Origin of the sequence: Mycobacterium sp. E1747, assembly GCF_001667775.1 — a bacterium.
GTDB lineage: Bacteria > Actinomycetota > Actinomycetes > Mycobacteriales > Mycobacteriaceae > Mycobacterium.
This window is the reverse complement of record NZ_LZJI01000047.1, coordinates 1-21017: the sequence shown is the minus strand read 5'-3', so window position 1 is coordinate 21017 and position 21017 is coordinate 1. Positions and strand designations below refer to the sequence as shown.

Below are 21017 nucleotides of genomic sequence, written 5' to 3'. Positions count from 1 at the left end.
TCAGCTCGCCGCGGGGTTGCTCGGTACCACGCTTTGAACCGGCCGGTCGGGGTCGAGCGTGATGCCGAGCGCCTCGGCGGTGCCGACGATGACCCCGACCATGATGGTCGTCAGGTGGGCGACGAACTGGTCACGCGGCATGCGGCGCGCGCTTTGCGGGTCCGGGCCCAGCCACCATTCGGTGGCCGACGCGGCCGACCCGAAGGCCGCGTGCGCGGCCAGCTCGAACGCCGCGTGGTCGAGCTCCATCTCGCGCAGCTCGTTGTCGAACAGGTCGGCCATCGCCAACGTGATCCCCCGGCCCTCGTTGAGGATCTGGGGGCTGGCCGCGGAGCGGCCCTGGATGAAGACCCGCAGCACATTGGGGTGCAGGTCGACGAGGGCGACGTATTCATCGACGGCCCGTCGGATCACCTCGCGCGCCGAGTCGGTCTTCAGATCGACCGACGGGAAGATCGCCGCCCAGAGCATGTCGCGCAGCCGTTCCCCGATGGCCTGGAACAGGTCCGACTTGTCGTGGAAATGCCGGTAGATCTTCGGCTTGGCGGTGCCGGCTTCCTCGGCGATCTCGCGAACGCTCAGCTCGGGGCCCAGGCGATCGATGGCGCGGAAGGCCGCATCCACGATCTCGCCGCGTACCTTCTTGCGGTGTTCGCGCCAGCGCTCGCTGCGCGCGTCGACCTTCGCCCCGGGCGGCTTGACGCTGGGGTGGGACGGTCGCGGAATTCTCACCACATCAAGCACCATACCCCTCCGGGTGCCCGACAAGCCCCTGACCTGGGCAGACTGAGCACACGCACCCGACGTGAGGCCTACAGCATGCAGGACACGCAGCCCTCGACCTCGGTGCCCTCCAGAGCCATCTGCCGCAGCCGGATGTAGTACAGCGTCTTGATTCCCTTGCGCCAGGCGTAGATCTGCGCCTTGTTCACGTCGCGAGTGGTGGCGGTGTCCTTGAAGAACAGCGTCAGGCTCAGCCCCTGGTCGACGTGCTGGGTGGCAGCGGCGTAGGTGTCGATGACCTTCTCGTAGCCGATTTCGTAGGCGTCCTGGAAGTACTCCAGGTTGTCGTTGGTCATGTAGGGCGCGGGGTAGTAGACGCGGCCGATCTTGCCTTCCTTGCGGATCTCCACCTTGCTGGCGATCGGGTGGATCGAGCTGGTCGAGTGGTTGATGTAGGAGATCGACCCCGTCGGCGGGACGGCCTGCAGGTTCTGGTTGTAGATGCCGTGCGCCTTGACCGACTCCTTCAATCGCTTCCAGTCGTCCTGGGTCGGGATCCGGATCTCCGCATCGGCGAACAACTGACGCACCTTGTCGGTCTGCGGCTCCCACACCTGCTCGGTGTACTTGTCGAAGAACTCGCCCGAGGCGTACTTGGACCGCTCGAATCCGCCGAACGCCCGACCCCGTTCGATGGCGATGCGGTTCGACGCCCGCAGCGCGTGGTAGAGCACCGTATAGAAGTAGATGTTGGTGAAGTCGATGCCTTCCTCGGAGCCGTAGAAAATGCGCTCCCGGGCGAGGTAGCCGTGCAGATTCATCTGTCCCAGCCCGATCGCATGAGACTCGTTGTTGCCCTGCTCGATTGACGGCACCGACGTGATATGCGTCTGGTCGCTCACCGCGGTCAGCGCGCGGATCGCCACCTCGATCGTCTGGGCGAAGTCCGGCGAATCCATCGCCTTGGCGATGTTTAGCGAACCGAGGTTGCACGAAATGTCCTTGCCCACCTTGGAATACGACAGATCGTCATTGAACTCCGAGGGCGTGGACACCTGCAGGATCTCCGAGCACAGGTTCGAATGAGTGATCTTGCCCTCGATCGGGTTCGCCCGGTTCACCGTGTCCTCGAACATGATGTAGGGATAACCGGACTCGAACTGCAGCTCAGCCAGCGTCTGGAAGAACTCCCGCGCCTTGATCTTCGTCTTGCGAATGCGCCCGTCGTCGACCATCTCGTAGTACTTCTCGGTCACCGAGATGTCGGCGAACGGCACGCCGTAGACCCGCTCGACGTCATACGGCGAGAAGAGGTACATGTCCTCGTTCTTCTTGGCGAGCTCGAAGGTGATGTCGGGGATCACCACACCCAGGCTCAGCGTCTTGATCCGGATCTTCTCGTCAGCGTTCTCGCGCTTGGTGTCCAAGAACCGGTAGATGTCGGGGTGATGCGCGTGCAGGTACACCGCTCCGGCGCCCTGGCGCGCGCCCAGCTGATTGGCGTAGGAGAACGAGTCCTCGAGCAGCTTCATGATCGGGATGACGCCCGAAGACTGGTTCTCGATGTTCTTGATCGGCGCGCCGTGCTCGCGAATGTTGCTCAGCAGCAGCGCAACCCCGCCGCCGCGCTTCGACAGCTGGAGCGCGGAGTTGATCGAGCGCCCGATCGACTCCATGTTGTCCTCGATGCGCAGCAGAAAGCAGCTCACCGGCTCGCCGCGCTGCTTCTTGCCGGAGTTCAAAAACGTCGGGGTGGCCGGCTGGAACCGCCCGTCGATGATCTCGTCGACCAGCTTCTCGGCCAGTCCGGTGTCGCCGGCCGCCAGCGTCAGCGCCACCATGACCACGCGGTCCTCGAAGCGCTCCAGGTAGCGCTTCCCGTCGAACGTTTTCAGCGTGTAGGAGGTGTAGTACTTGAACGCGCCCAAGAACGTCGGGAACCGAAACTTCTTGGCGTAGGCGCGGTCCAGCAGGTCCTTGACGAAGTTGCGCGAGTACTGGTCGAGAACCTCACGCTCGTAATAGTTTTCGCGGATCAGGTAGTCGAGCTTCTCGTCCTGATTGTGGAAGAAGACGGTGTTCTGGTTGACGTGCTGCAAGAAGTACTCGCGCGCCGCCAACACGTCCTTGTCGAACTGAATCTTGCCGTCGGCGTCGTACAGATTCAGCATCGCGTTCAGCGCATGGTAGTCCGTCTCACCGGGCAACGCGTGCGCGCCGGACGTTACAGGCTCTGCAGTGACGGTTGGTGGCACGTCTGTTCCTTCCAGAATTCTTCCAAGCCCGCGCGGACGGCTTCCACGTCGTCCGGGGTTCCCATCAGTTCGAAGCGGTAGAGATACGGAACGCCGCATTTGCGTGAGATGACGTTGCCCGCATAAGCGAATTCGGCACCGAAGTTGTTGTTGCCCGCGGCGATGACACCGCGGATCAACGACCGGTTCTGCTCGTTGTTCAAAAATGCGATGACCTGCTTGGGGACATAGCCACCGGCATTGAGGTCCGGGGTGGCGCGGCCACCGCCGTACGTGGGCAGTATCAGCACGTACGGCTCGTCGACCTCGATGCGCCCGTGCAGCGGTATCCGCGTGGCGGGAACACCCAGCTTCTCCACGAAGCGATGGGTGTTCTCCGACACCGAGGAGAAATAGACCAGTGGCGTTGATGCGGCAGCGATGTCCCGAGCCGGGCGCTGCGGGTCGTCACTCATCCAAGCCAGGTTGCGCTGCGTGCTATCCATGGCACCGCAACCTCCTTCTTACCTACCGTCCGTCGCCAAACACTCAGGCGCTCAGCGCCGATTCGGCGAGCGCCTTGATGCGGTCCGGCCGGAAGCCCGACCAGTGATCGTTGCCCGCCACCACCACGGGGGCCTGCAAGTATCCCAGCGCCATTACGTAGTCGCGCGCCTCGTTGTCGAGCGTGATGTCGACCTTCTCGTAGCCGACGCCCTGCTTGTCCAGGGCCTTGAACGTCGCGCTGCACTGCACGCATGCCGGCTTGGTGTACACGGTGATGCTCATGGAAGCCGCTCCTCTGCGGAAGGTGGGACTTGTAACGGACTGGCAACTACTCGGGTACTGCAACAAACGCTGTCTTCGCTGTGTTTCAGCGGCCCGTCAAGCCCCCGCGTTCCCGTCCTGCGGCCGTCGGGGTCGAATGACCCGGTGAGCCGATTTCGGGTGGTGAACCAGGGCCCGGTCGGCCTGGTGAACCTGGGATCTGCCGGTGCTCGAAACACTACACCTAGTGGCTGACAAGATGTCGAGATACAACATGTTCGGAATAACAATTCTGAAATTCGCTGGTCGTAAGGCCTCTGTGGCCGACACGCCCGGCGTGTCGCAGGTCACAATCTGCGTCGATCCCGTGCATGCGAATCGTTGTATCACCGGCCACCGACAAGTCCCGTCGACGCGCTTCGAGGCAACCGCGGTCCGGCCCGCCCGACCCGCCACTAGCAAAGCCGCCAGCGAGGGCTGGCGGCTTTGGCTATTCGATTGTGTCAACCTCGCTGGTCGCCCAGCGATCGGCTTGTTGACTTCTGCCAATCAGGCGACTTCGGCGGCCAGCTTCCCGAGGACGTCGCGCACGTTGCTCGGGAGCTCTCCGTGCTGCGCGGGGGCCTTGCCCTCCAGCGTTTTGAACGGCACCGAGAGCTTGATCGACTCGACCACGCGGGCGCCGGCGATCCCGAACGACTTCCGGGTTTCGTCGTGGGCCCACACCCCGCCGTACTGGCCGTAGGACCCCCCGATGACGGCCAAGGGCTTGCCCTTCAGCGCGCCGTTGCCGAACGGGCGGGACAGCCAGTCGATCGCGTTCTTGATGACGGCCGGGATACTGCCGTTGTATTCCGGAGTGACCACCAGGGCGGCGTCGGCACCAACCGCCGCGGACCGCAGCGCGGCCACCGGCGCCAGCGGCGGAGCGTCCGCGTTCATCGCGTCGTCGATCTCCTCGTTGTAGAACGGCAGGTCCGCCAGCCCCTCGAACACCGTCACGGTGACGCCCTCAGGGGCGATGTCGGCCGCCAGTTCGGCGATCTGACGATTGATCGACGCCGCGCGCAGGCTCCCCACTAACGCCAAGACCTTGATGTTGTCTGTCACCGATCCAATTCCCTTCGTTGTTGATGTCCATCCTCGCACACGCAACCGGACTACAGTCCGGTTGTATTCCCGCCGCGTTAAAGTACAGGGATGAGCAGTGTCGAGCGGTTGGGCGAACTGCCGGTCTACCCACTCCAGGCGGCTCAGCCGGAGCGGGGCGACGCGGCACGCAACCGCGCCCTGCTGTTGGATGCCGCCCGCAGCCTGATCGCCGAGCGCGGCGCCGACGCGGTCACCATGGACGACGTCGCGGCCGCCGCCGGCGTTGGCAAAGGCACGTTGTTTCGCCGGTTCGGCAGCCGCGCCGGTCTGATGATGGTGCTACTCGACGAGGACGAGCGGGCGAGCCAGCAAGCTTTTCTGTTCGGGCCGCCGCCACTGGGACCCGACGCTTCGCCGATAGACCGGCTGGTGGCATTCGGCCGGGAACGGATCTGCTTCGCCCACGCTCATCGCGAACTGCTGTCGGAAGCCCACCGCGATCCGCAGACTCGCTACAGCGCGCCCGTCCTGGTCCACCGCACCCATGTCCGGCTGTTACTCCAGGCGGCGCACACCACCGGCGATCTCGACGCCCAGACCGATGCCCTGCTGGCCCTGCTCAATGTGAGCTATGTGGAGCATCAACTCAACGATGGCGACCACACCTTGCAGACGTTGGGTGACGCGTGGGAAAGCCTGGCGCGCAAGCTCTGTGGGCGATAGCGGATGACGGGGCCGGCACAACATTGGGTCCTCCACGTCGACCTGGATCAGTTTCTGGCGTCGGTGGAGCTGCGCCGGCACCCACAGCTGGCCGGGCTGCCGGTCATCGTCGGCGGCAGCGGTGATCCGACCGAACCGCGCAAGGTGGTCACCTGCGCCTCCTACGAGGCCCGGGAATTCGGCGTCCGCGCCGGCATGCCGTTGCGGACCGCGGCGCGCCGCTGCCCCGAGGCGACGTTTCTCCCGTCGGATGCGGCCGCGTACGACGCGGCCTCCGAAGAGGTGATGGGGTTGCTGCGTGACCTGGGACACCCGGTCGAGGTGTGGGGTTGGGACGAGGCGTACGTCGGGGTCGTGGGGGCAAACCCGTCCGAAGTGGCCGAAGAGATCCGGACCGTCGTCTCGTCGGAAACCGGGCTGTCCTGCTCGGTGGGCATCAGCGACAACAAGCAGCGCGCCAAGGTCGCGACCGGTTTCGCCAAGCCGGGGGGCATCTTCACACTCACCGACGCGAACTGGATGACCATGATGGCGGACCGTCCGGTCGACGCGCTGTGGGGCGTAGGCCCCAAGACGGCGAAAAAGCTTGCGGCGCTGGGAATAACGACGGTGTGGGAGCTCGCGCACAGCGATGCCGAGTTGCTCACGTCCGCGTTCGGCCCGCGCACCGGCCTGTGGCTGCTGCTGCTGGCCAAGGGCGGCGGCGACAACGGCGTCAGCGCCGAGCCGTGGGTCCCCCGCTCGCGCAGCCACGTCGTCACCTTCCCGCGCGACCTCACCGACCGCGCCGAAATGGATTCGGCTGTAACGCGATTGGCCGAGCAGGCGCTGGCGGACGTGCTGGCGTCCGGCCGCATCGTGACGCGGGTCGCGGTCACCGTGCGAACCGCGACGTTCTACACCCGCACCAAGATTCGCAAGCTGGAAGCACCGACCACCGATCGCGACACCATCGTCGCGGCGGCGCTGCGGGTCCTTGACCTATTCGAGCTCGACCGCCCGGTCCGGTTGCTCGGGGTGCGCCTCGAACTGGCCATGCCGGACTAGCGGTGCCGGGGCGGGCCGCAGCACCCGGGTGAACACCACGTTGACCTGACGCATCGCCACGCTGTACGGCCACCAGGCCAGCCGCTTGAACGCATACAGCGCCCGGATGTCCGCCGAGGTGTAAATGAGGTAGCGGTTCTTGGCCACCCCGGCCAAGATTTTTTGGGCCGCCTTCTCCGGCGACACCGCGTGCCCGCTAAAGCGGTTCACCCAACGGGCGACCTTGGGGTCTTCGCGGTCCACACCGGCGATCTCGACGGTCTGGACCAGCGGCGTGTTAACCGCGCCCGGCACCACCACCGACACCCCGATGCGGTGCCGGGCTAGGTCGAAGCGCAGCACCTCCGACAGGCCGCGCAGCCCGTACTTGCTTGCGCTGTAAGCCGCATGCCACGGCAACGCCACCAAACCGGCCGCCGACGACACGTTGACCAGGTGCCCGCCCTTGCGGGCCGCCACCATCGGCGGCACGAACGTCTCGATGACGTGGATCGGACCCATCAGGTTGATCGCGATCATCTTGCTCCACTGATCGTGGGTCAGCCGGTCGACGGTGCCCCACGCGGACACTCCGGCGACGTTGAGCACGACGTCCATGCTCGGGTGGTCGCGATGGACGTCGGCGGCGAACGCCGCCACCTCGTCGTAGTTCGCGATGTCGAGGGCTCGGTGCGCGGGCACTTCCGCGCCCAGGGCGCGGGCGTCGGCCACGGTCAGCTCGAGCCCGTCGAGGTCCCGGTCGGTCAGATAGAGCTCGGCGCCGTCTACGGCCAGCCGTAACGCGGTGGCACGGCCGATGCCGCTGGCCGCGCCGGTGACCAGACACCGTTTGCCTGCGAAGTACCGCTGCTGCCCCATTGCCGTGACGATACCGGCGGTAGCGCCCTACGCACGCCCGCCCCAGAGCGCGTGCAGCCACAACCGCTCGAGCACGCGCACGCGGCGGTCGACATCGCTGTCGCGGCCGGCCAGGATGGGATCGCCGGTCAGCATCAGCGCCGTGGTGCCGGCCAGGGTGCGGATCAGGGTGGGCAGGTCGTCGCTGATCGGGTGGGCGGTCCCGGCCTTCATCTCAGCCTCAACGACCGCCACGATCTGGCCCAGCACCACCTCGAATTGCCGATCCATCAGGTTGCGGATCTCGACGTCGGTGTTGCGCGCCTCGTTGCAGGCGGTCATCACCGGGTCGTTGTGCGCGTAGACGGCCGCCGCGCTGCCGACCATGCGTTTGGCGAACTGCTCCGGCGACTCCCCCGGCTCCCGCGGGGCGAAATCCTGGGTGAGTTCTTCGAGTTCCTCGGCGGCCTCGGCCATCAACTGGGCGAGAACGGCGTACTTGGAGTCGAAATAGAAGTAGAAGCCGGACCGGGCCACCCCGGCGCGAAGACTGATGGTGCTGACCGACAGCTCCGCGAATGACTTCTCCTGTAGCAGTTCCCGCACCGCCTGCAGGATCGCCTGGCGCTGTTTGTCGCCCCGCCGTTGCCCGCCCGGCTCGCCGGTTGCGGGGTGGCTGCTCATTCCCCGACCTTGCACCACGCCGCCAGAAAAGCAAACTTGACAGCCGTCAAGTTTTTTCCGAAGGTTATTAGACAGTGACGGCTGTCACCTCGGAGGGAACGCGCAAAGGAGCGTCTATGACCGCCACCATCAGCACTCCGCAATACCTGCTGGACCAGGCGCGGCGCCGGTTCACCCCGTCGGTCAACAACTTCCCTGGCATGGGCGTGGCGGAGCGCAAGCTCCGCACCGTCCAGTTCCCGGAACACGTGCTGGCCGCACCACCGCCGGGCAGCGGGCTCAAACCGGTGGTGGGCGACGCGGGACTGCCGCTCATCGGACACATCATCGAGATGCTGCGCGGCGGCCCGGATTACCTGATGTTCCTGTACCAGACAAAAGGTCCGCTCGTCTTCGGCGACTCTCCCCTCCTGCCGTTCGTCGCCGCGCTGGGCCCCGACGCCGCCCAGGAGATCTACTCCAACCGAAACAAGGACTACTCCCAGCAGGGCTGGACCCCGGTGATCGGCGCCTTCTTCAATCGCGGCCTGATGCTGCTCGACTTCGAAGAGCACCTGTTCCACCGGCGCATCATGCAAGAGGCATTTATCCGCTCCCGCCTCGTCGGCTATGTCGAGCACATGGACCGGGTCGTGTCGCAGGTCATCGCGGACGATTGGGTGATCGACGACCCACGCTTCCTGCTGTACCCGGCGATGAAAGAGCTGACCCTCGACATCGCGTCGATGGTCTTCATGGGCCACGAGCCGGGCACCGACCGCGACCTGGTGACCAAGGTGAACAGGGCCTTCACCATGACCGTCCGCGCCGGCAACGCGATCATCCGCAATCCGGTGCCGCCGTTCACGTGGTGGCGTGGACTCAGGGCCCGACAACTGCTGGAGAACTACTTCGATGAAAGGGTCAAGGAGCGCCGAGGCCGGGAGGGCAGCGACCTGTTGACCGTGTTGTGTCAGACCGAGGACGAAGAGGGCAACCGCTTCTCCGACGAGGACATCGTCAACCACATGATCTTCTTGATGATGGCCGCGCACGACACGTCAACCACCACCGCCACGAACATGGCCTACCAGCTCGCCGCGAACCCGGAATGGCAGCAGCGCTGCCGCGACGAGTCGGATCGCCTCGGGGACGGCCCGCTCGACATCGAATCGCTGGAGAAGCTGGAATCGCTGGATCTGGTGATGAACGAGTCGATCCGGCTCGTGACGCCGGTGCAGTGGGCAATGCGCCGGACGGTGCGCGACACCGAACTGCTGGGCCACTACCTACCGAAGGGCACCAACGTCACCGCCTTCCCGGGGGTGAACCATCTGCTCCCGGAGATCTGGACCGATCCCCTGAAATTCGACCCGGAACGGTTCATCGAGCCCCGCAACGAACACAAGCGCCACCGGTATGCGTGGACTCCGTTCGGCGGTGGCGCGCACAAGTGCATCGGAATGGTGTTCGGCCAGTTGGAAATCAAAACGATCATGCATCGGCTGTTGCGCCGGTATCGGCTGGAGCTCCCCAGGCCCGGTTACGAGTCGAAGTGGGACTACCGCACGATCCCGATCCCGATGGACGGCATGCCGATCGTGCTGCGCCCGCTCTGATAGTCGCGAGCAGACGCAAAATCGCGCTCGGCGGCGGGCTGGCGTGCGATTTTGCGTCTGCTCGACAACGAAATCTCAGGCGAGCAGGCGGTTAGCGCAGGCGATCAGCGCGCGCAACGCCGACTGTGTCGAATCGTCCGACCAGCCCATCGCCCATTCCGCGCGTGCCCCGTTGCTGCCGCAGACGAACGTGACGGTGTGGCCGTCCGCGGCCCGCTGGTGAAACTTGACGATCTCCACCCGGATTCCGTGATCGTGCAGCATCGCGCTCAGCGCCGCGATCGGGCCGCTTGCGGCGGCGGCCGAGGTGTGAATGCGGTCGCCGACGGCGATCACGGCCTCGTAGCTGCGGGCCTGCGGCCCGAGCCGCCCGGCGGTGTCAGCGCAGGTCCAGCCGCCCAACCGGACAGGCCCGCCCGTGCGGGCGTAGGTCGCAACGAACTCGTCCCAGCGCATCGCGCCCGCCTGCTCCCGCAGCCCGCGGGGTAGCGGGGCGCCGAACTGGCGGGCGAACCACACCGTGGCGGGGCACCGGGCGGGTGGGTTGGTGGACGGATCGAGGCGCTCGGGGATGGTCATGGTGCCGGTCTTCTTCGGTCGAAAGGAGGGACCGACGGCAGTAGCTTCCGACCCACAGCGGGGGGTCGGTCTAGGTCAGACCCCGCTGCGGGTGCTAGCTACTACGGCTCGATCGAGAAGACGCACGAGCGCAGACTCTAGCCCCTTACGTCCCTGACGTGCAAGTTCCGCGTCGCCAACATAACGGGGCGGTCCGTCGCGAAATTCATCGGAAATTTTGGTTTACCTGCGTGCAACAGGGGGTATGAAGCGGGGGCAGCAGTCATTCAACGGCTGTGCAACAACCCCTCGGGAAAGAATGATGAAAGAAGGCTCATCATGAAGGTAAAACGTACCAAGAAAACCCTCAAAACCGTCGCGGCGGCCACCGGGGTGGCCGCGGTGTTGATCCTCCCCACCGGATGCGCATCATCAGCGGCCGGCAGCGGTGGCCTGCTCGGCGGCACGGTCGGCGGCGGTAGCGGCGGGATTCTGGGTACGGTCGGCGGGATTGTCGGCGGCCTCTAACCGATCTTTTTCAGGCGGCCCTCGGGAAGCGATTCCCGGGGGCCGCTCGCGTTATCCGGTCGGCCCGGCCGACGGCTCGAACCGCAGATACGCCTGGATGGTGGTACCGCTCGGCGTGGTGTGGGTGCGCACCAAATCCGAGATGGCGTTGACCAGATACAGGCCCCGGCTGGCGGGACCGCACGGCCCCGGGTCCAGGCGGCCCACCAACGGATCCTCGAAGCACCCGGTGTCGCGCGCCTCGCAGACCAGATATCCGTCGTCGCGCCAGAACGCGAGCTGGCAAGCCCCGTCTGTGTACATCAAGCTGTTGCTGGCCAGCTCGGTGGCGACCAGTTGCAGATCTTCGATTCCGTCCTGGGACAAGCCAACCCATCCCGCGTAGTTGACCGCGAACGACCGCGCGGGGCTGAGGTCCGCCGACTTCCGCACCGTGTAGGTGACCGCACCCGGATTGCCGGGCAGCGGCCGGTTGCAGCGCCGCAGGACGGCGCCGGGCGCGTAGTCGGCGCTGCGCTGCAGTGCGCCACCCCGCCACAGCAGCGGATGCGTCGCGCGCGCGTCCGCGAGCACGTCGTCGTCGAGCCGGCTCCCGTCGTAGAGGCACAAGCCCGTCACCTGGTAGCCGTCCATGGCCCCGTTGATCAGCGCCTCGTGCTCCACACAGGCGACCAACTCTTGCTCGGTGCGGCCGGGCCAGGCGAGTTGACTGACGATCCGCACGCGGCGGTCGGGGTGGTCGTCGACGAAAGACCCCGCCAGAGCCATGAATCGGCTCGGGTTGCGCCCCGCCTCCGTGATGTCCACCAATTGGAGATCGGCCGGCGCCTCGTCCGTGCCGAGCGCGTCGCGCAGCAAGGCCAGCTTGTCGGACGGGACCGCGACCAGGACCGCCTCGTCCATCGCCAACCCGTCGCGGACGAAGCGGGTCACGAAATCGAGGTATTCCTGCTGGGATTGGTAGATGAGTGCCGAGTGAACGAAGCCGAGCTGGCCAATTTCGGTGCCCGTCGTCACTCCAGCACTCCCGCTTTCGATCACTGAATGCCAACCCCCTGCTGGACCGGCCGCCTACGTTCTCCCTCCCCAGTACCCGCGGCGGGCCTTCGCTATACCGCGCAGCAGGTCACATCTGAGAACTCAGTATTTGTTAAAGCCACCAGGAGGCGGCGGCGTCTAGATGGCGGCGAACACGGTACCGGGCCAGGCTCTCGTCGCCCGCCTCGATCGCGTCGGCAATCCGCGAGTGAGCATGGGGAACGGCCAGGACGTCCTCCCAGGTCGGGGGCGCCTGCCCGGTGCTCGACCAGTGCCGTCGGAACAACTCCACGATGATGCGCAGGAACAAGTCGAGCAGCGTGTTGCCGGCCAGCCGGGCAAGTCCGACGTGGAACCGGAACTCCGCCACGGCGGCCTCCGCCACATCGCCGGGCGCTTTCTCGACGTCGGACCGGTGGGCGGCCAGGAAAGCGGCCACCTCGGGTTCGCCGCACCGCTTGACCACCTTGGTGACGTTGTCGATTTCGATGGCATCCCGGACGCAACGGAGGTCTTCGCGGCTCGGGTCCCGGTACTGCAGGTACAAGGAGATGGTGTCGATGCTGGCCTTCGCCTGCGGTCTGGCGATGACGAGGCCGCCGCCGGGGCCGCGGCGCATGTGCGCGATCGAGTGGTACTCGAGCAGCCGCACCGCTTCACGGAACACCGCGCGGCTCACCCGGTACCGCTCGAGAAGGGCCGTCTCGGTGCCGAAGACGGAACCGACCTGCCAGCCGCTTGCCGCGATGTCGTCACCGATCGTGGCCGCGAGCATTTCCGCCAGCTTGCCGCGCGGCACCTCAATGTTCAGCGGCGGCGGCCTGCGCCGCCGGATCGGGGTGGCCGAGTGGTGGTGCTGCAGCCAGGCGGTCACGGCCTCGACGTGCCGCTGGCTGAGCGTCGTGGCGCGCGCCGAGTCGCCGGCGGTGACCGCCTCGACGAGCTCGGAGTGATCAATGTGCATCCGGTCGACCGCCTCGGTGGCCTCGGACGCCGAGTCGGTCCGCGACTGCAGGGCGTACCGGGTGGTGAGCCGCATCAGCACAGTGACAAAGAGTTGCAGGACAGGGTTTTTCGATTGCTCAGCCAAGGCGATGTGGAACTCGTCCCGAGGCGTGGGGAGCCCGGGCCTCCACTCCGCTTCGCCCCGCAACACCGCCCGCAACCGCGCGATGCCCGCCTCGTCGATGCGTTCCGCGGCCAGCGAAGCCGCCAACGGTTCCAGCACCAGGCGCGCGTTGAGCAGGTCGCCCAGCGTCGTGCCGAGGTGTTCGAGATAGATCACGACGGCGCGGGTGGCGGGCCCGGCATCGGGCTCGCAGATGATCAGCCCGCCGCCCGGCCCGCGGCGCATTCGGGCGACCTGGTGGTGTTCGACGAGCCGGACGGCCTCGCGCAGCACCGAGCGACTCACCCCGAAGCGCTCTTGCAACGCGGGCTCGGAACCCAGCGATTCGCCGATGGCCCAACCGCGGCGAACGATCTCCGCCTCAAGGTCCCGCGCGATCTTGGCAGCCAGTTTGTTCGCAAGACCGGTACTCATGTCAGGCCCAACGGCGTTTGGGCACAGGTATTTTCAGCATGTGAGCAACATGCAGCCGGCGACGGGGCCGCCCCCGACCGACACGACGCCGACATCCGGGCGAGGCGATACCTGCCGCTCCCCCGCTTCGCCGCGCAACTGAAGACAACCCTCGTGCAACGCCCAGTAACCGTGCATGCGCCCGGCCGAGAGCTGGCCGCCGTAGGTGTTCAGGGGAAGATCACCGTCTCGGGCGATCCGGGCGCCGCCTTCGACGAACGGCCCAGACTCACCATCGCCGCAGACCCCGAGGGCCTCCAGCCACGCGAGGGTGAGATAGGTGAAGCCGTCGTACAACTCGGCGACCAACAGATCGGCCGGCTTGAGGTCCGTGCGTGACCACATCTGCGCCGCCGCGTCCGACATGGCCATCTTCGGGTAGTCGTCGCGATGGAACCAGCCCCCGGCACCGTCGGATCCGCCGATCGCCTCCACCGCCACCGCGCGGTGCGGGCAGTCCCGGGCGTACTCCGCATGCGAGACCACCACCGCGATCGACCCGTCGATCGGCACATCGCAGTCCAGCAGCCCGAACGGGGTGGAGACCGGCCGCGCGCTCAGGTAGTCGGCCATCGTCATCGGGTCGCGGTACACGGCGCGGGGGTTCAAGGCGGCGTTGCGCCTACCGTTGAGGGCCACCCAGCCCAGCTGCTGCTTGGTGGTCCCGTACAACTCCATGTGGCGCCGGCAGTTGAGCGCCAACCAATTCGCGGCGGAGTAGGCGTTGGCCGCGACCAGGTCGTTGACATCGTCCATCGCGCCGACCGCGGGCCGATCCGCACCCTGCCGCGTCTCGAACATCCGGGCCAGTGGCGGCGCGGACGCGTTCTCCTGCGGTTTCACCGGGACGGTGCCGCCCAGCATTTGGATGGTCCGGTACACCACCACGTGCCGGGCGCGACGCTCGGCGACCGCGCGGCACGCCGACATCACCGGGCTGAGCAAGCCGCCGGTGCCGAACCCGGACCCGCAATCGGCCGCCTCGATCCCCAATTGGGCATTGACCTCGCCGGCGGGGGTGTCGCCCAGCGTCGCGATGCCGTCGATGTCGGAGGCGACCAACCCGGCGTCGTCGATGGCGGAGCGCACCGCTTCCATCGTCAGGTCCAGGCCCGCGATGCCGGTGCGCCGGCCGATCCGCGAGATGCCGATGCCGGACAGGATCGCGTCCTTCTCGAAATGCGTCATGCACACCGCCCGTCAGACCATCGAATCAATTGAGTGTACTGTATTCACCGTGCCGGACGAGCCGCTGCTCATCGAATACTGCGAGGACTGTGCGCGCTGGGTGCATCCGGCGGCCGGGCAGTGCCGCGCCTGCGGCGGCCGGCTGGTCGCGCGGCCGGTGTCAGGGCGTGGCAACGTGTTCACCTACACCGTCAACCAGCACCCGTACAACCCGGAGATCCCGGTTCCCTACGTGATCGCGATCATCGAGCTCGCCGAACAAGAGGGTTTACGGGTGGCCGCCAATGTCGTTGATTGCGAACCCGATTCGGTCAGGTGCGGCATGCCCGTCGCCATCCGGCCGGAAAGAGGCAGCGGAGGGGCCCCGCTGTTCGCACCCGCCTGACCCGGGCAGTCAGTTGATCAGCGGGTCGCGCGGCATGCCGAGGATGCGCTCGGCGATCTGATTGCGGGCGACCTCCGAGGTACCGCCCGCGATCGCCATGCCGCGCGCCCCCATCACCAGCCGCCCCACCAGTGCACCGGGCCCGTCCATCAGCGCGACCTCCGGGCCGACCAGCGCCGCCCAGATCGCGGCCCCGTCCACCATGTGCTCGGCCAGCTTCAGCTTGGTGATGTTGCCTTCCGGGCCGGGCCCGGCCCCCTCGACGCTGCGGGCCGCGCGGCGCAGGTTCAGCAGCCGCAGCGCATGGTCGTCGGCGAGGAAGGATCCCATCCGAACGGGCGCCCCCGCCAAGCGATCCGACTGCTGCGCGAGCTGCACCAGAGTGGGCGCCAAGCCCTCATAAAACGACCCGCTGCCGCCGATGCTGACCCGCTCGTTGCCGAGCGTCGCGCGGGCGACCGTCCAGCCCGAGTTGGGCGCCCCGACGACGTCCTCGTCGGGGACGAACACGTCGTTGAAGAACACCTCGTTGAATTCCGAACCCCCGGTGATCTGCCGCAGCGGCCGCACCTCGACCCCCGGCCCCTTCATGTCGATGATGACGGTGGTGATGCCGGCATGCTTGGGGGCGTCCGGGTCGGTGCGCACGGTGGCCAGCCCGCGCGCACAGTACTGCGCGCCGCTGGTCCAGACCTTCTGCCCGTTGATCTTCCAGCCGCCGTCCACCCGGATGGCGCGGGTCTTGACCGACGCCGCATCGGAGCCGGCCTCGGGCTCGGAGAACAGCTGGCACCAGATCTCTTCCTGACGCAGCGCCTTCTCCACGAATCTTTCGATCTGCCAATCGGTTCCGTGCTGGATCAGGGTGAGGATCACCCAGCCGGTGATCGAGTAGTCGGGGCGCTTGATGCCGGCCGCGCGGAACTCCTCCTCGATAACCAGCTGCTCCACCGCGTCGGCGGCGCGGCCCCACGGCTTCGGCCAGTGCGGCATGACGTAACCCGTCTCGATCAGCTTGTCGCGCCGCTCCGCTTTGTCCAGGGCGGCGATTTCGGCGGCGTCGGCGTGGATCCGGGTGCGCAGCTCCTCGGCCTCGGGCGGCAGGTCCAGGCTGTTCTCCCGTCTGGCGCCGGCGGCGGTGCGCTCGAAGACATCCCGGGCCGGCGCGTCACCACCGAACAGCGCCGCGATCACCAGCGCGCGGCGCAGGTGCAGGTGCGCGTCGTGCTCCCAGGTGAAACCGATACCGCCGTGCACCTGGATGTTCAGCTCGGCGTTGCGCGCGTAGGCGGGGAACGCCAGGGCCGCCGCCACCGCGGCGGCCAGCTGGAACTGGTCCTCGTCCTCCGACGCCGCCCGCGAAGCGTCCCACACCGCGGCGATGCCCGACTCGGCGGCCACCAGCATGTTGGCGCAATGATGTTTCACCGCTTGGAAAGTGGCGATGGTGCGCCCGAACTGCTGCCGCACCTTGGCATAGTCCACCGCGGCATCGACGCAGTCCGCCGCGCCGCCCACCGCTTCGGCGGCCAGCAGCGTCCGGGCCCGGGCCAGCGCGGAGGCCCGCCCGCCGGTCAGGATGTCGCCGGCGCTCACGCTCACGTTCTCGAGGCGGACGCGTCCCGAACGCCGGGTCGGGTCGAAGTTGTTCGGCACCTCCACCGAGACGCCGGCACGGCCGCGTTCGAGCACCAACACGTCCTCACCCGCCGCGATCAGCAACACCTCGGCCAGCCCGGCGCCCAGCACGATGCCGGCGTCACCGTCGGCGACGCCGGCCTTGAGGTGCACCCCGCCGTCCAGACCGATCCCAGCGGTGACGGTCCCGTCGATCAATCCGGGCAGCAGCCGCGATTTCTGTTCGGCGCTACCGTCTTTGGCGATCACCGCCGACGCGATCACGGTTGGCACGAACGGGCCCGGCGCCACGGCCCGGCCGAGTTCTTCGACGACCACCACGAGTTCGGGCAGGCCGAAGCCGGACCCGCCGTGCGCTTCGTCGATATGCAGGCCGAGCCAGCCCAGCTCCACCAGGTTCTGCCAGAACGGCGGACGGGATTCCTCGGCGGCGTCAAGCAGTGAGCGCGCCGCCCAGCGGGCCTTCTGCGAGATCAGGAACGCGCGGGCGACCTCGGCGAGTTCGCGGTGGTCGTCGGTCAGTGCGATACCCATGAGGGGCCCCTCCTCGCTACCGGCTGGGTAGCCTGCCCCGCCTCGATGGAAGCGGGGCGGCTGCCTAAAGAGTGTACTTAATGCGAGGAGGGCAACCCGTGGGGGTGGCTACTTGGGCGCGAACCGCTGCCCGGCGTCCAGCCGCAGGCACTGGCCGTTGAGCATCGGGTTGTCCACGATGGCCGCCACCAGCTTGGCGTACTCGATCGGCCGGCCGAGACGCTTGGGGAAAGCGGCGTCCTTGGTGAGCGCCGACGCGAATTCGTCCGGGATCCCCTGCGTCAATCCGGTGGCGAACAGGCTGGGTGCAATCGCCAGCACGCGGATGCCCAGCGAGCCCAGGTCCCGGGCCATGGTCAAACACATACCGGCGATGCCGGCCTTGGCGGCGGTGTAGGCGACCTGCCCGATCTGCCCCTCGAAGGCCGCGATCGAGGCGGTGTTGATGATGACGCCCCGCTCGTCGTCCTCGGGCTCGTTCTGCGCCATGTGCGCGGCCGCGAGCCGGCTGATGTTGAAGGTCGCGATGAGATTGAGGTCGATCACGGATTGAAAGGACTCGAGGTCGTGCGGACCGGACTTGGTCATCGTCCGCTTGGCGATGCCGCCGCCCGCGGTGGTGATGATGACGTGCAGGCCGCCCAGTTTGTCGACGGCGGTCTGCAGCGTCTCCTCGGTGCCCTTGAAGTCGGTGACGTCAACCGGCCAGAACGCGCCGCCGACGGCTTCGGCGACCGTCTTGCCGTCGGAACCCTCGCGGTCCAGGATGGCGACCTCGGCCCCGCGCTCGGCCAGCAGCTCCGCTGAGGCGCGGCCCATTCCCGACGCGCCGCCGACGACGACGACCTTCTTCCCGTTGATCTCCATCCGGACCGTTCCTTTCGGGGTTGTCAGATCTCTTGCAATCTGTAACGTTACGTACGCACGCTAGCGCGTGCGCCGCGCAGGGCTGACCCCGCCTTGTGCAAGAGCCATGCCAAGCTGATTTCGTGCTCCTCCTCGACGTGGCGACCACCTCGCTTGGCGTGGGCGCCACGTCGTCACGGCTGGGCAAGGTCGCCCACATCGCCGACCTCTTGCGCCGCGCAGCCGACCAGCCCGACACGGTCGCCATCGTGGTCTCCTGGCTCGCCGGTGAGCTGCGCCAGCGCCAGATCGGGGTCGGCTGGGCCTCGCTGCGGTCACGGCCCCCGCCGGCGGCGCATCCGACGTTGACCGTCGCCGAAGTGGACGCGAGGTTTTCGGAGATCGGGGCGGTGTCGGGCAAGGGGTCGCAGGCGCGGCGCGCCGAACTCGTGGCGGGACTGTTCGCCGCCGCAACCGACACCGAGCAGACCTTCCTGCTGCGGCTGCTCTGCGGGGAACTGCGTCAAGGGGCGCTCGCCGGGATCATGGCCGACGCGGTGGCCAAGGCCGCCGGCATCCCCGTCGGGGCGGTGCAGCGGGCCGCGATGCTGGGCGGGGACCTGCCCGGCGTCGCGGCGGCCGGCATGGGCGGCGGGGCCGGCGCGCTGGACGCGTTCGCCCTGCGGGTCGGCCGGCCGGTCGGCCCGATGCTGGCCCAGAGCGCGACCGGCGTGGCCGACGCGCTCGAACGCCACGGCGGCACAACCATTTTCGAGGCGAAGCTGGACGGCGCCCGGGTGCAGATCCACCGGTCCGGCGACGAGGTCACCGTGTACACCCGGAGCCTCGACGACGTCACCGCCCGGCTGCCCGAGGTGGTGGAGGCGACGCTGGCGCTGCCGGTGCGCGACCTCATCGCCGATGGCGAGGCGATCGCGCTGCGGCCCGACAACTCACCGCATCGCTTCCAGGTCACCGCCTCCCGGTTCGGCCGATCGGTCGACGTGACCAAGGCCCGTACGGTCCAACCACTTTCGGTGTTCTTCTTCGACATCCTGCACCGCGACGGCGACGACCTGCTTGACGCGCCGACGGCCGAGCGGCTGGCGGCCCTGGACGCCCTGGTGCCGGCCGCACAACGGGTCGATCGGCTCGTCACCGCGGACGCCGCCGAAGCGGCCCGGTTCCTGGAGACGACACTCGCCGCCGGCCACGAGGGCGTCATGGCCAAGGCGCCGCAGGCGCCCTACCAGGCGGGCCGCCGCGGCGCGGGCTGGCTCAAGGTCAAGCCGGTGCACACGCTGGACCTCGTGGTCCTCGCCGTGGAATGGGGGTCGGGGCGCCGACGCGGCAAGCTGTCCAACATCCACCTGGGCGCGCGCGACCCCGCCACGGGCGAATTCGTCATGGTGGGAAAGACTTTCAAGGGCATGACCGACGCCATGCTGGACTGGCAGACCGCCCGGTTCAGCGAACTGGCGGTCGGCGGCACCGACGGATACGTCGTGCGGCTGCGTCCCGAGCAGGTGGTGGAGATCGCGCTGGACGGCGTGCAGAAGTCGTCGCGCTACCCCGGCGGGCTGGCGCTTCGGTTCGCCCGCGTCCTGCGTTACCGCGACGACAAAAGCCCGTCCGAGGCCGACACCATCGATGCGGTCCGGGCGCTGTATTAGGGCAGGCGGAGTTCGCTTTCCGCGCGTAGGGTTTCGCCCGTGGCAGTGAAAGTGCATGACAAAGGCGTCAGCTACATCCACACCGACGAGCAACTGCCGCCCGTCGCGATCGTCGATCGCTCCCCCATCACCGTCCGGCACCGGGCCGTGTTCGCGGCCATCGCCGTCGTCGGTGCCGTCGCGTGGGCGATCGTCGCGTTCGCGCGCGGCGAGACGGTGAATGCGGCCTGGTTCGTGGTCGCGGCGATCTGCACCTACATCATCGGGTTCCGGTTCTATGCCCGGCTGATCGAGATGAAGATCGTCCGCCCGCGCGACGATCACGCGACCCCGGCCGAGGTCCTCGACGACGGCACGGACTACGTGCCGACCGACCGGCGAGTGCTGTTCGGCCATCACTTCGCCGCGATCGCCGGGGCCGGGCCCCTCGTCGGCCCGGTGCTGGCCACCCAGATGGGCTACCTGCCGTGCAGCATCTGGATCATCGTCGGCGCGGTATTCGCCGGCGCGGTGCAGGACTACCTGGTGCTGTGGATCTCCACCCGGCGCCGGGGCCGGTCACTGGGTCAGATGGCCCGCGACGAGCTCGGCGTGATCGGAGGCGCCGCCGCGATGGTCGGCGTCCTAGTCATCATGGTGATCATCATCGCGGTGCTGGCGCTGGTGGTGGTGCGCGGACTGGCCCAGAGCCCCTGGGGCGTGTTCTCGATCGCGATGACCATTCCCATCGCCCTGTTCATGGGATGCTATCTGAGGTTTTTACGTCCCGGGCGGGTCGCCGAGGTCTCACTGATCGGGTTCGCGCTGCTGATGCTCGCGGTGTTCTCCGGCAATTGGGTCGCCGAATCCTCTTGGGGCGCTTCGTGGTTGAATCTGTCACCGGTGACGGTGTCCTGGCTGATCGTCAGCTATGGCTTCGTGGCGTCGGTGCTGCCGGTGTGGCTGCTGCTGGCACCGCGTGATTACCTGTCGACGTTCATGAAGGTCGGCGCGATCGCCCTGCTGGCACTCGGCATCTTCATCGCGCATCCGGTCGTGCAGGCACCCGCGGTCTCGGCGTTCGCCGCCCGCGGCGACGGGCCGGTGTTCCCCGGCTCGCTGTTCCCGTTCCTGTTCATCACCATCGCGTGCGGTGCGCTGTCCGGCTTCCACGCGCTGATCTCCTCCGGGACGACGCCCAAGCTGCTGGAGAAGGAAAGCCAGATGCGCTTCATCGGCTACGGCGGCATGCTCACCGAGTCGTTCGTCGCGGTGATGGCGTTGGTCAGCGCGTCGATCCTGGACCAGCACCTGTATTTCGCGCTCAACGCCCCGGCCGCTCAGACCGGCGGCACGGCGGCC

General features: G+C 67.4%; 20 protein-coding genes. 7 read left to right on the top strand and 13 right to left on the bottom strand.

Features of this window, described 5'->3' with window-relative positions; translation table 11 throughout:
- From A5695_RS04150 to A5695_RS04130, 5 genes are all read right to left on the bottom strand, one after another.
- The gene (locus A5695_RS04150; protein WP_156749453.1) at positions 1-735 is read right to left on the bottom strand and encodes a TetR/AcrR family transcriptional regulator; all 735 of its coding nucleotides are present in this window, start codon (positions 733-735) and stop codon (positions 1-3) included.
- 77 nt (positions 736-812) lie between these two features.
- Entirely contained in the window at positions 813-2978 is a 2166-nt protein-coding gene (gene nrdE, locus A5695_RS04145; protein ID WP_068078560.1) for a class 1b ribonucleoside-diphosphate reductase subunit alpha, read from the bottom strand.
- Positions 2948-3433: a class Ib ribonucleoside-diphosphate reductase assembly flavoprotein NrdI gene (gene nrdI / locus A5695_RS04140; RefSeq protein WP_068078736.1), complete on the bottom strand. Its 486-nt coding sequence runs from the start codon at positions 3431-3433 to the stop codon at positions 2948-2950. Before nrdI ends, nrdE begins: the two co-directional genes overlap by 31 nt.
- A 73-nt stretch (positions 3434-3506) precedes the next feature.
- Positions 3507-3746 (bottom strand): redoxin NrdH, encoded by a 240-nt coding sequence (locus A5695_RS04135; protein ID WP_067274703.1) that lies wholly within the window; start codon positions 3744-3746, stop codon positions 3507-3509.
- Between the two features lie 528 nt (positions 3747-4274).
- The gene (locus tag A5695_RS04130) at positions 4275-4844 is read right to left on the bottom strand and encodes an NAD(P)H-dependent oxidoreductase (RefSeq protein ID WP_197515360.1); all 570 of its coding nucleotides are present in this window, start codon (positions 4842-4844) and stop codon (positions 4275-4277) included.
- An 81-nt stretch (positions 4845-4925) separates the two neighbouring features.
- Between A5695_RS04130 and A5695_RS04125 the strand changes: the two genes are divergently transcribed.
- Together A5695_RS04125 and A5695_RS04120 are read left to right on the top strand one after the other, a co-directional pair.
- The gene (locus A5695_RS04125; RefSeq protein WP_068078557.1) at positions 4926-5540 is read left to right on the top strand and encodes a TetR/AcrR family transcriptional regulator; all 615 of its coding nucleotides are present in this window, start codon (positions 4926-4928) and stop codon (positions 5538-5540) included.
- Between the two features lie 3 nt (positions 5541-5543).
- Positions 5544-6587 (top strand): DNA polymerase IV, encoded by a 1044-nt coding sequence (locus A5695_RS04120; protein ID WP_068078554.1) that lies wholly within the window; start codon positions 5544-5546, stop codon positions 6585-6587.
- Here the strand turns inward: A5695_RS04120 and A5695_RS04115 are convergent.
- Together A5695_RS04115 and A5695_RS04110 are read right to left on the bottom strand one after the other, a co-directional pair.
- Entirely contained in the window at positions 6522-7445 is a 924-nt protein-coding gene (locus tag A5695_RS04115; protein ID WP_068078551.1) for an SDR family oxidoreductase, read from the bottom strand. The genes A5695_RS04120 and A5695_RS04115 overlap by 66 nt on opposite strands.
- Positions 7446-7472: 27 nt before the next feature.
- Positions 7473-8108 (bottom strand): TetR/AcrR family transcriptional regulator, encoded by a 636-nt coding sequence (locus A5695_RS04110; RefSeq protein ID WP_068078548.1) that lies wholly within the window; start codon positions 8106-8108, stop codon positions 7473-7475.
- Positions 8109-8224: 116 nt separating this feature from the next.
- Here A5695_RS04110 and A5695_RS04105 point away from each other — a divergent pair, with 116 nt between their 5' ends.
- On the top strand, positions 8225-9706 hold the full coding sequence (locus A5695_RS04105) for a cytochrome P450 (RefSeq protein ID WP_068078545.1): 1482 nt from the start codon (positions 8225-8227) through the stop codon (positions 9704-9706).
- Positions 9707-9781: 75 nt separating this feature from the next.
- On the opposite strand, the gene A5695_RS04100 is transcribed toward A5695_RS04105, so the two are convergent.
- Positions 9782-10285: a homocitrate synthase gene (locus A5695_RS04100; RefSeq protein ID WP_068078543.1), complete on the bottom strand. Its 504-nt coding sequence runs from the start codon at positions 10283-10285 to the stop codon at positions 9782-9784.
- A gap of 318 nt (positions 10286-10603) precedes the next feature.
- Between A5695_RS04100 and A5695_RS04095 the strand changes: the two genes are divergently transcribed.
- Complete coding sequence (locus A5695_RS04095) at positions 10604-10792, top strand: hypothetical protein (RefSeq protein ID WP_068078540.1); 189 nt, start codon at positions 10604-10606, stop codon at positions 10790-10792.
- Between the two features lie 51 nt (positions 10793-10843).
- On the opposite strand, the gene A5695_RS04090 is transcribed toward A5695_RS04095, so the two are convergent.
- The 3 genes from A5695_RS04090 to A5695_RS04080 form a co-directional block, all read right to left on the bottom strand.
- Positions 10844-11833: a sensor histidine kinase gene (locus A5695_RS04090; RefSeq protein WP_068078537.1), complete on the bottom strand. Its 990-nt coding sequence runs from the start codon at positions 11831-11833 to the stop codon at positions 10844-10846.
- A gap of 109 nt (positions 11834-11942) precedes the next feature.
- Complete coding sequence (locus A5695_RS04085; protein ID WP_068078534.1) at positions 11943-13373, bottom strand: FadR/GntR family transcriptional regulator; 1431 nt, start codon at positions 13371-13373, stop codon at positions 11943-11945.
- Between the two features lie 33 nt (positions 13374-13406).
- Positions 13407-14600: a thiolase family protein gene (locus A5695_RS04080; protein ID WP_068078532.1), complete on the bottom strand. Its 1194-nt coding sequence runs from the start codon at positions 14598-14600 to the stop codon at positions 13407-13409.
- Between the two features lie 49 nt (positions 14601-14649).
- Between A5695_RS04080 and A5695_RS04075 the strand changes: the two genes are divergently transcribed.
- Positions 14650-14985, top strand: a complete 336-nt coding sequence (locus A5695_RS04075) for a Zn-ribbon domain-containing OB-fold protein (protein ID WP_068078733.1) — start codon at positions 14650-14652, stop codon at positions 14983-14985.
- A gap of 9 nt (positions 14986-14994) precedes the next feature.
- Here the strand turns inward: A5695_RS04075 and A5695_RS04070 are convergent, their stop codons facing one another.
- Together A5695_RS04070 and A5695_RS04065 are read right to left on the bottom strand one after the other, a co-directional pair.
- Positions 14995-17157 (bottom strand): acyl-CoA dehydrogenase, encoded by a 2163-nt coding sequence (locus A5695_RS04070; RefSeq protein WP_068078529.1) that lies wholly within the window; start codon positions 17155-17157, stop codon positions 14995-14997.
- 108 nt (positions 17158-17265) lie between these two features.
- Positions 17266-18024, bottom strand: coding sequence for an SDR family NAD(P)-dependent oxidoreductase (locus A5695_RS04065; RefSeq protein ID WP_068078527.1), 759 nt, complete (start codon positions 18022-18024; stop codon positions 17266-17268).
- 122 nt (positions 18025-18146) lie between these two features.
- Between A5695_RS04065 and A5695_RS04060 the strand changes: the two genes are divergently transcribed.
- Positions 18147-19676, top strand: a complete 1530-nt coding sequence (locus A5695_RS04060; RefSeq protein WP_068078524.1) for an ATP-dependent DNA ligase — start codon at positions 18147-18149, stop codon at positions 19674-19676.
- 39 nt (positions 19677-19715) lie between these two features.
- Positions 19716-21017 (top strand): carbon starvation CstA family protein (locus tag A5695_RS04055; protein WP_304442337.1); only part of this gene is annotated, 1302 nt, incomplete at its 3' end.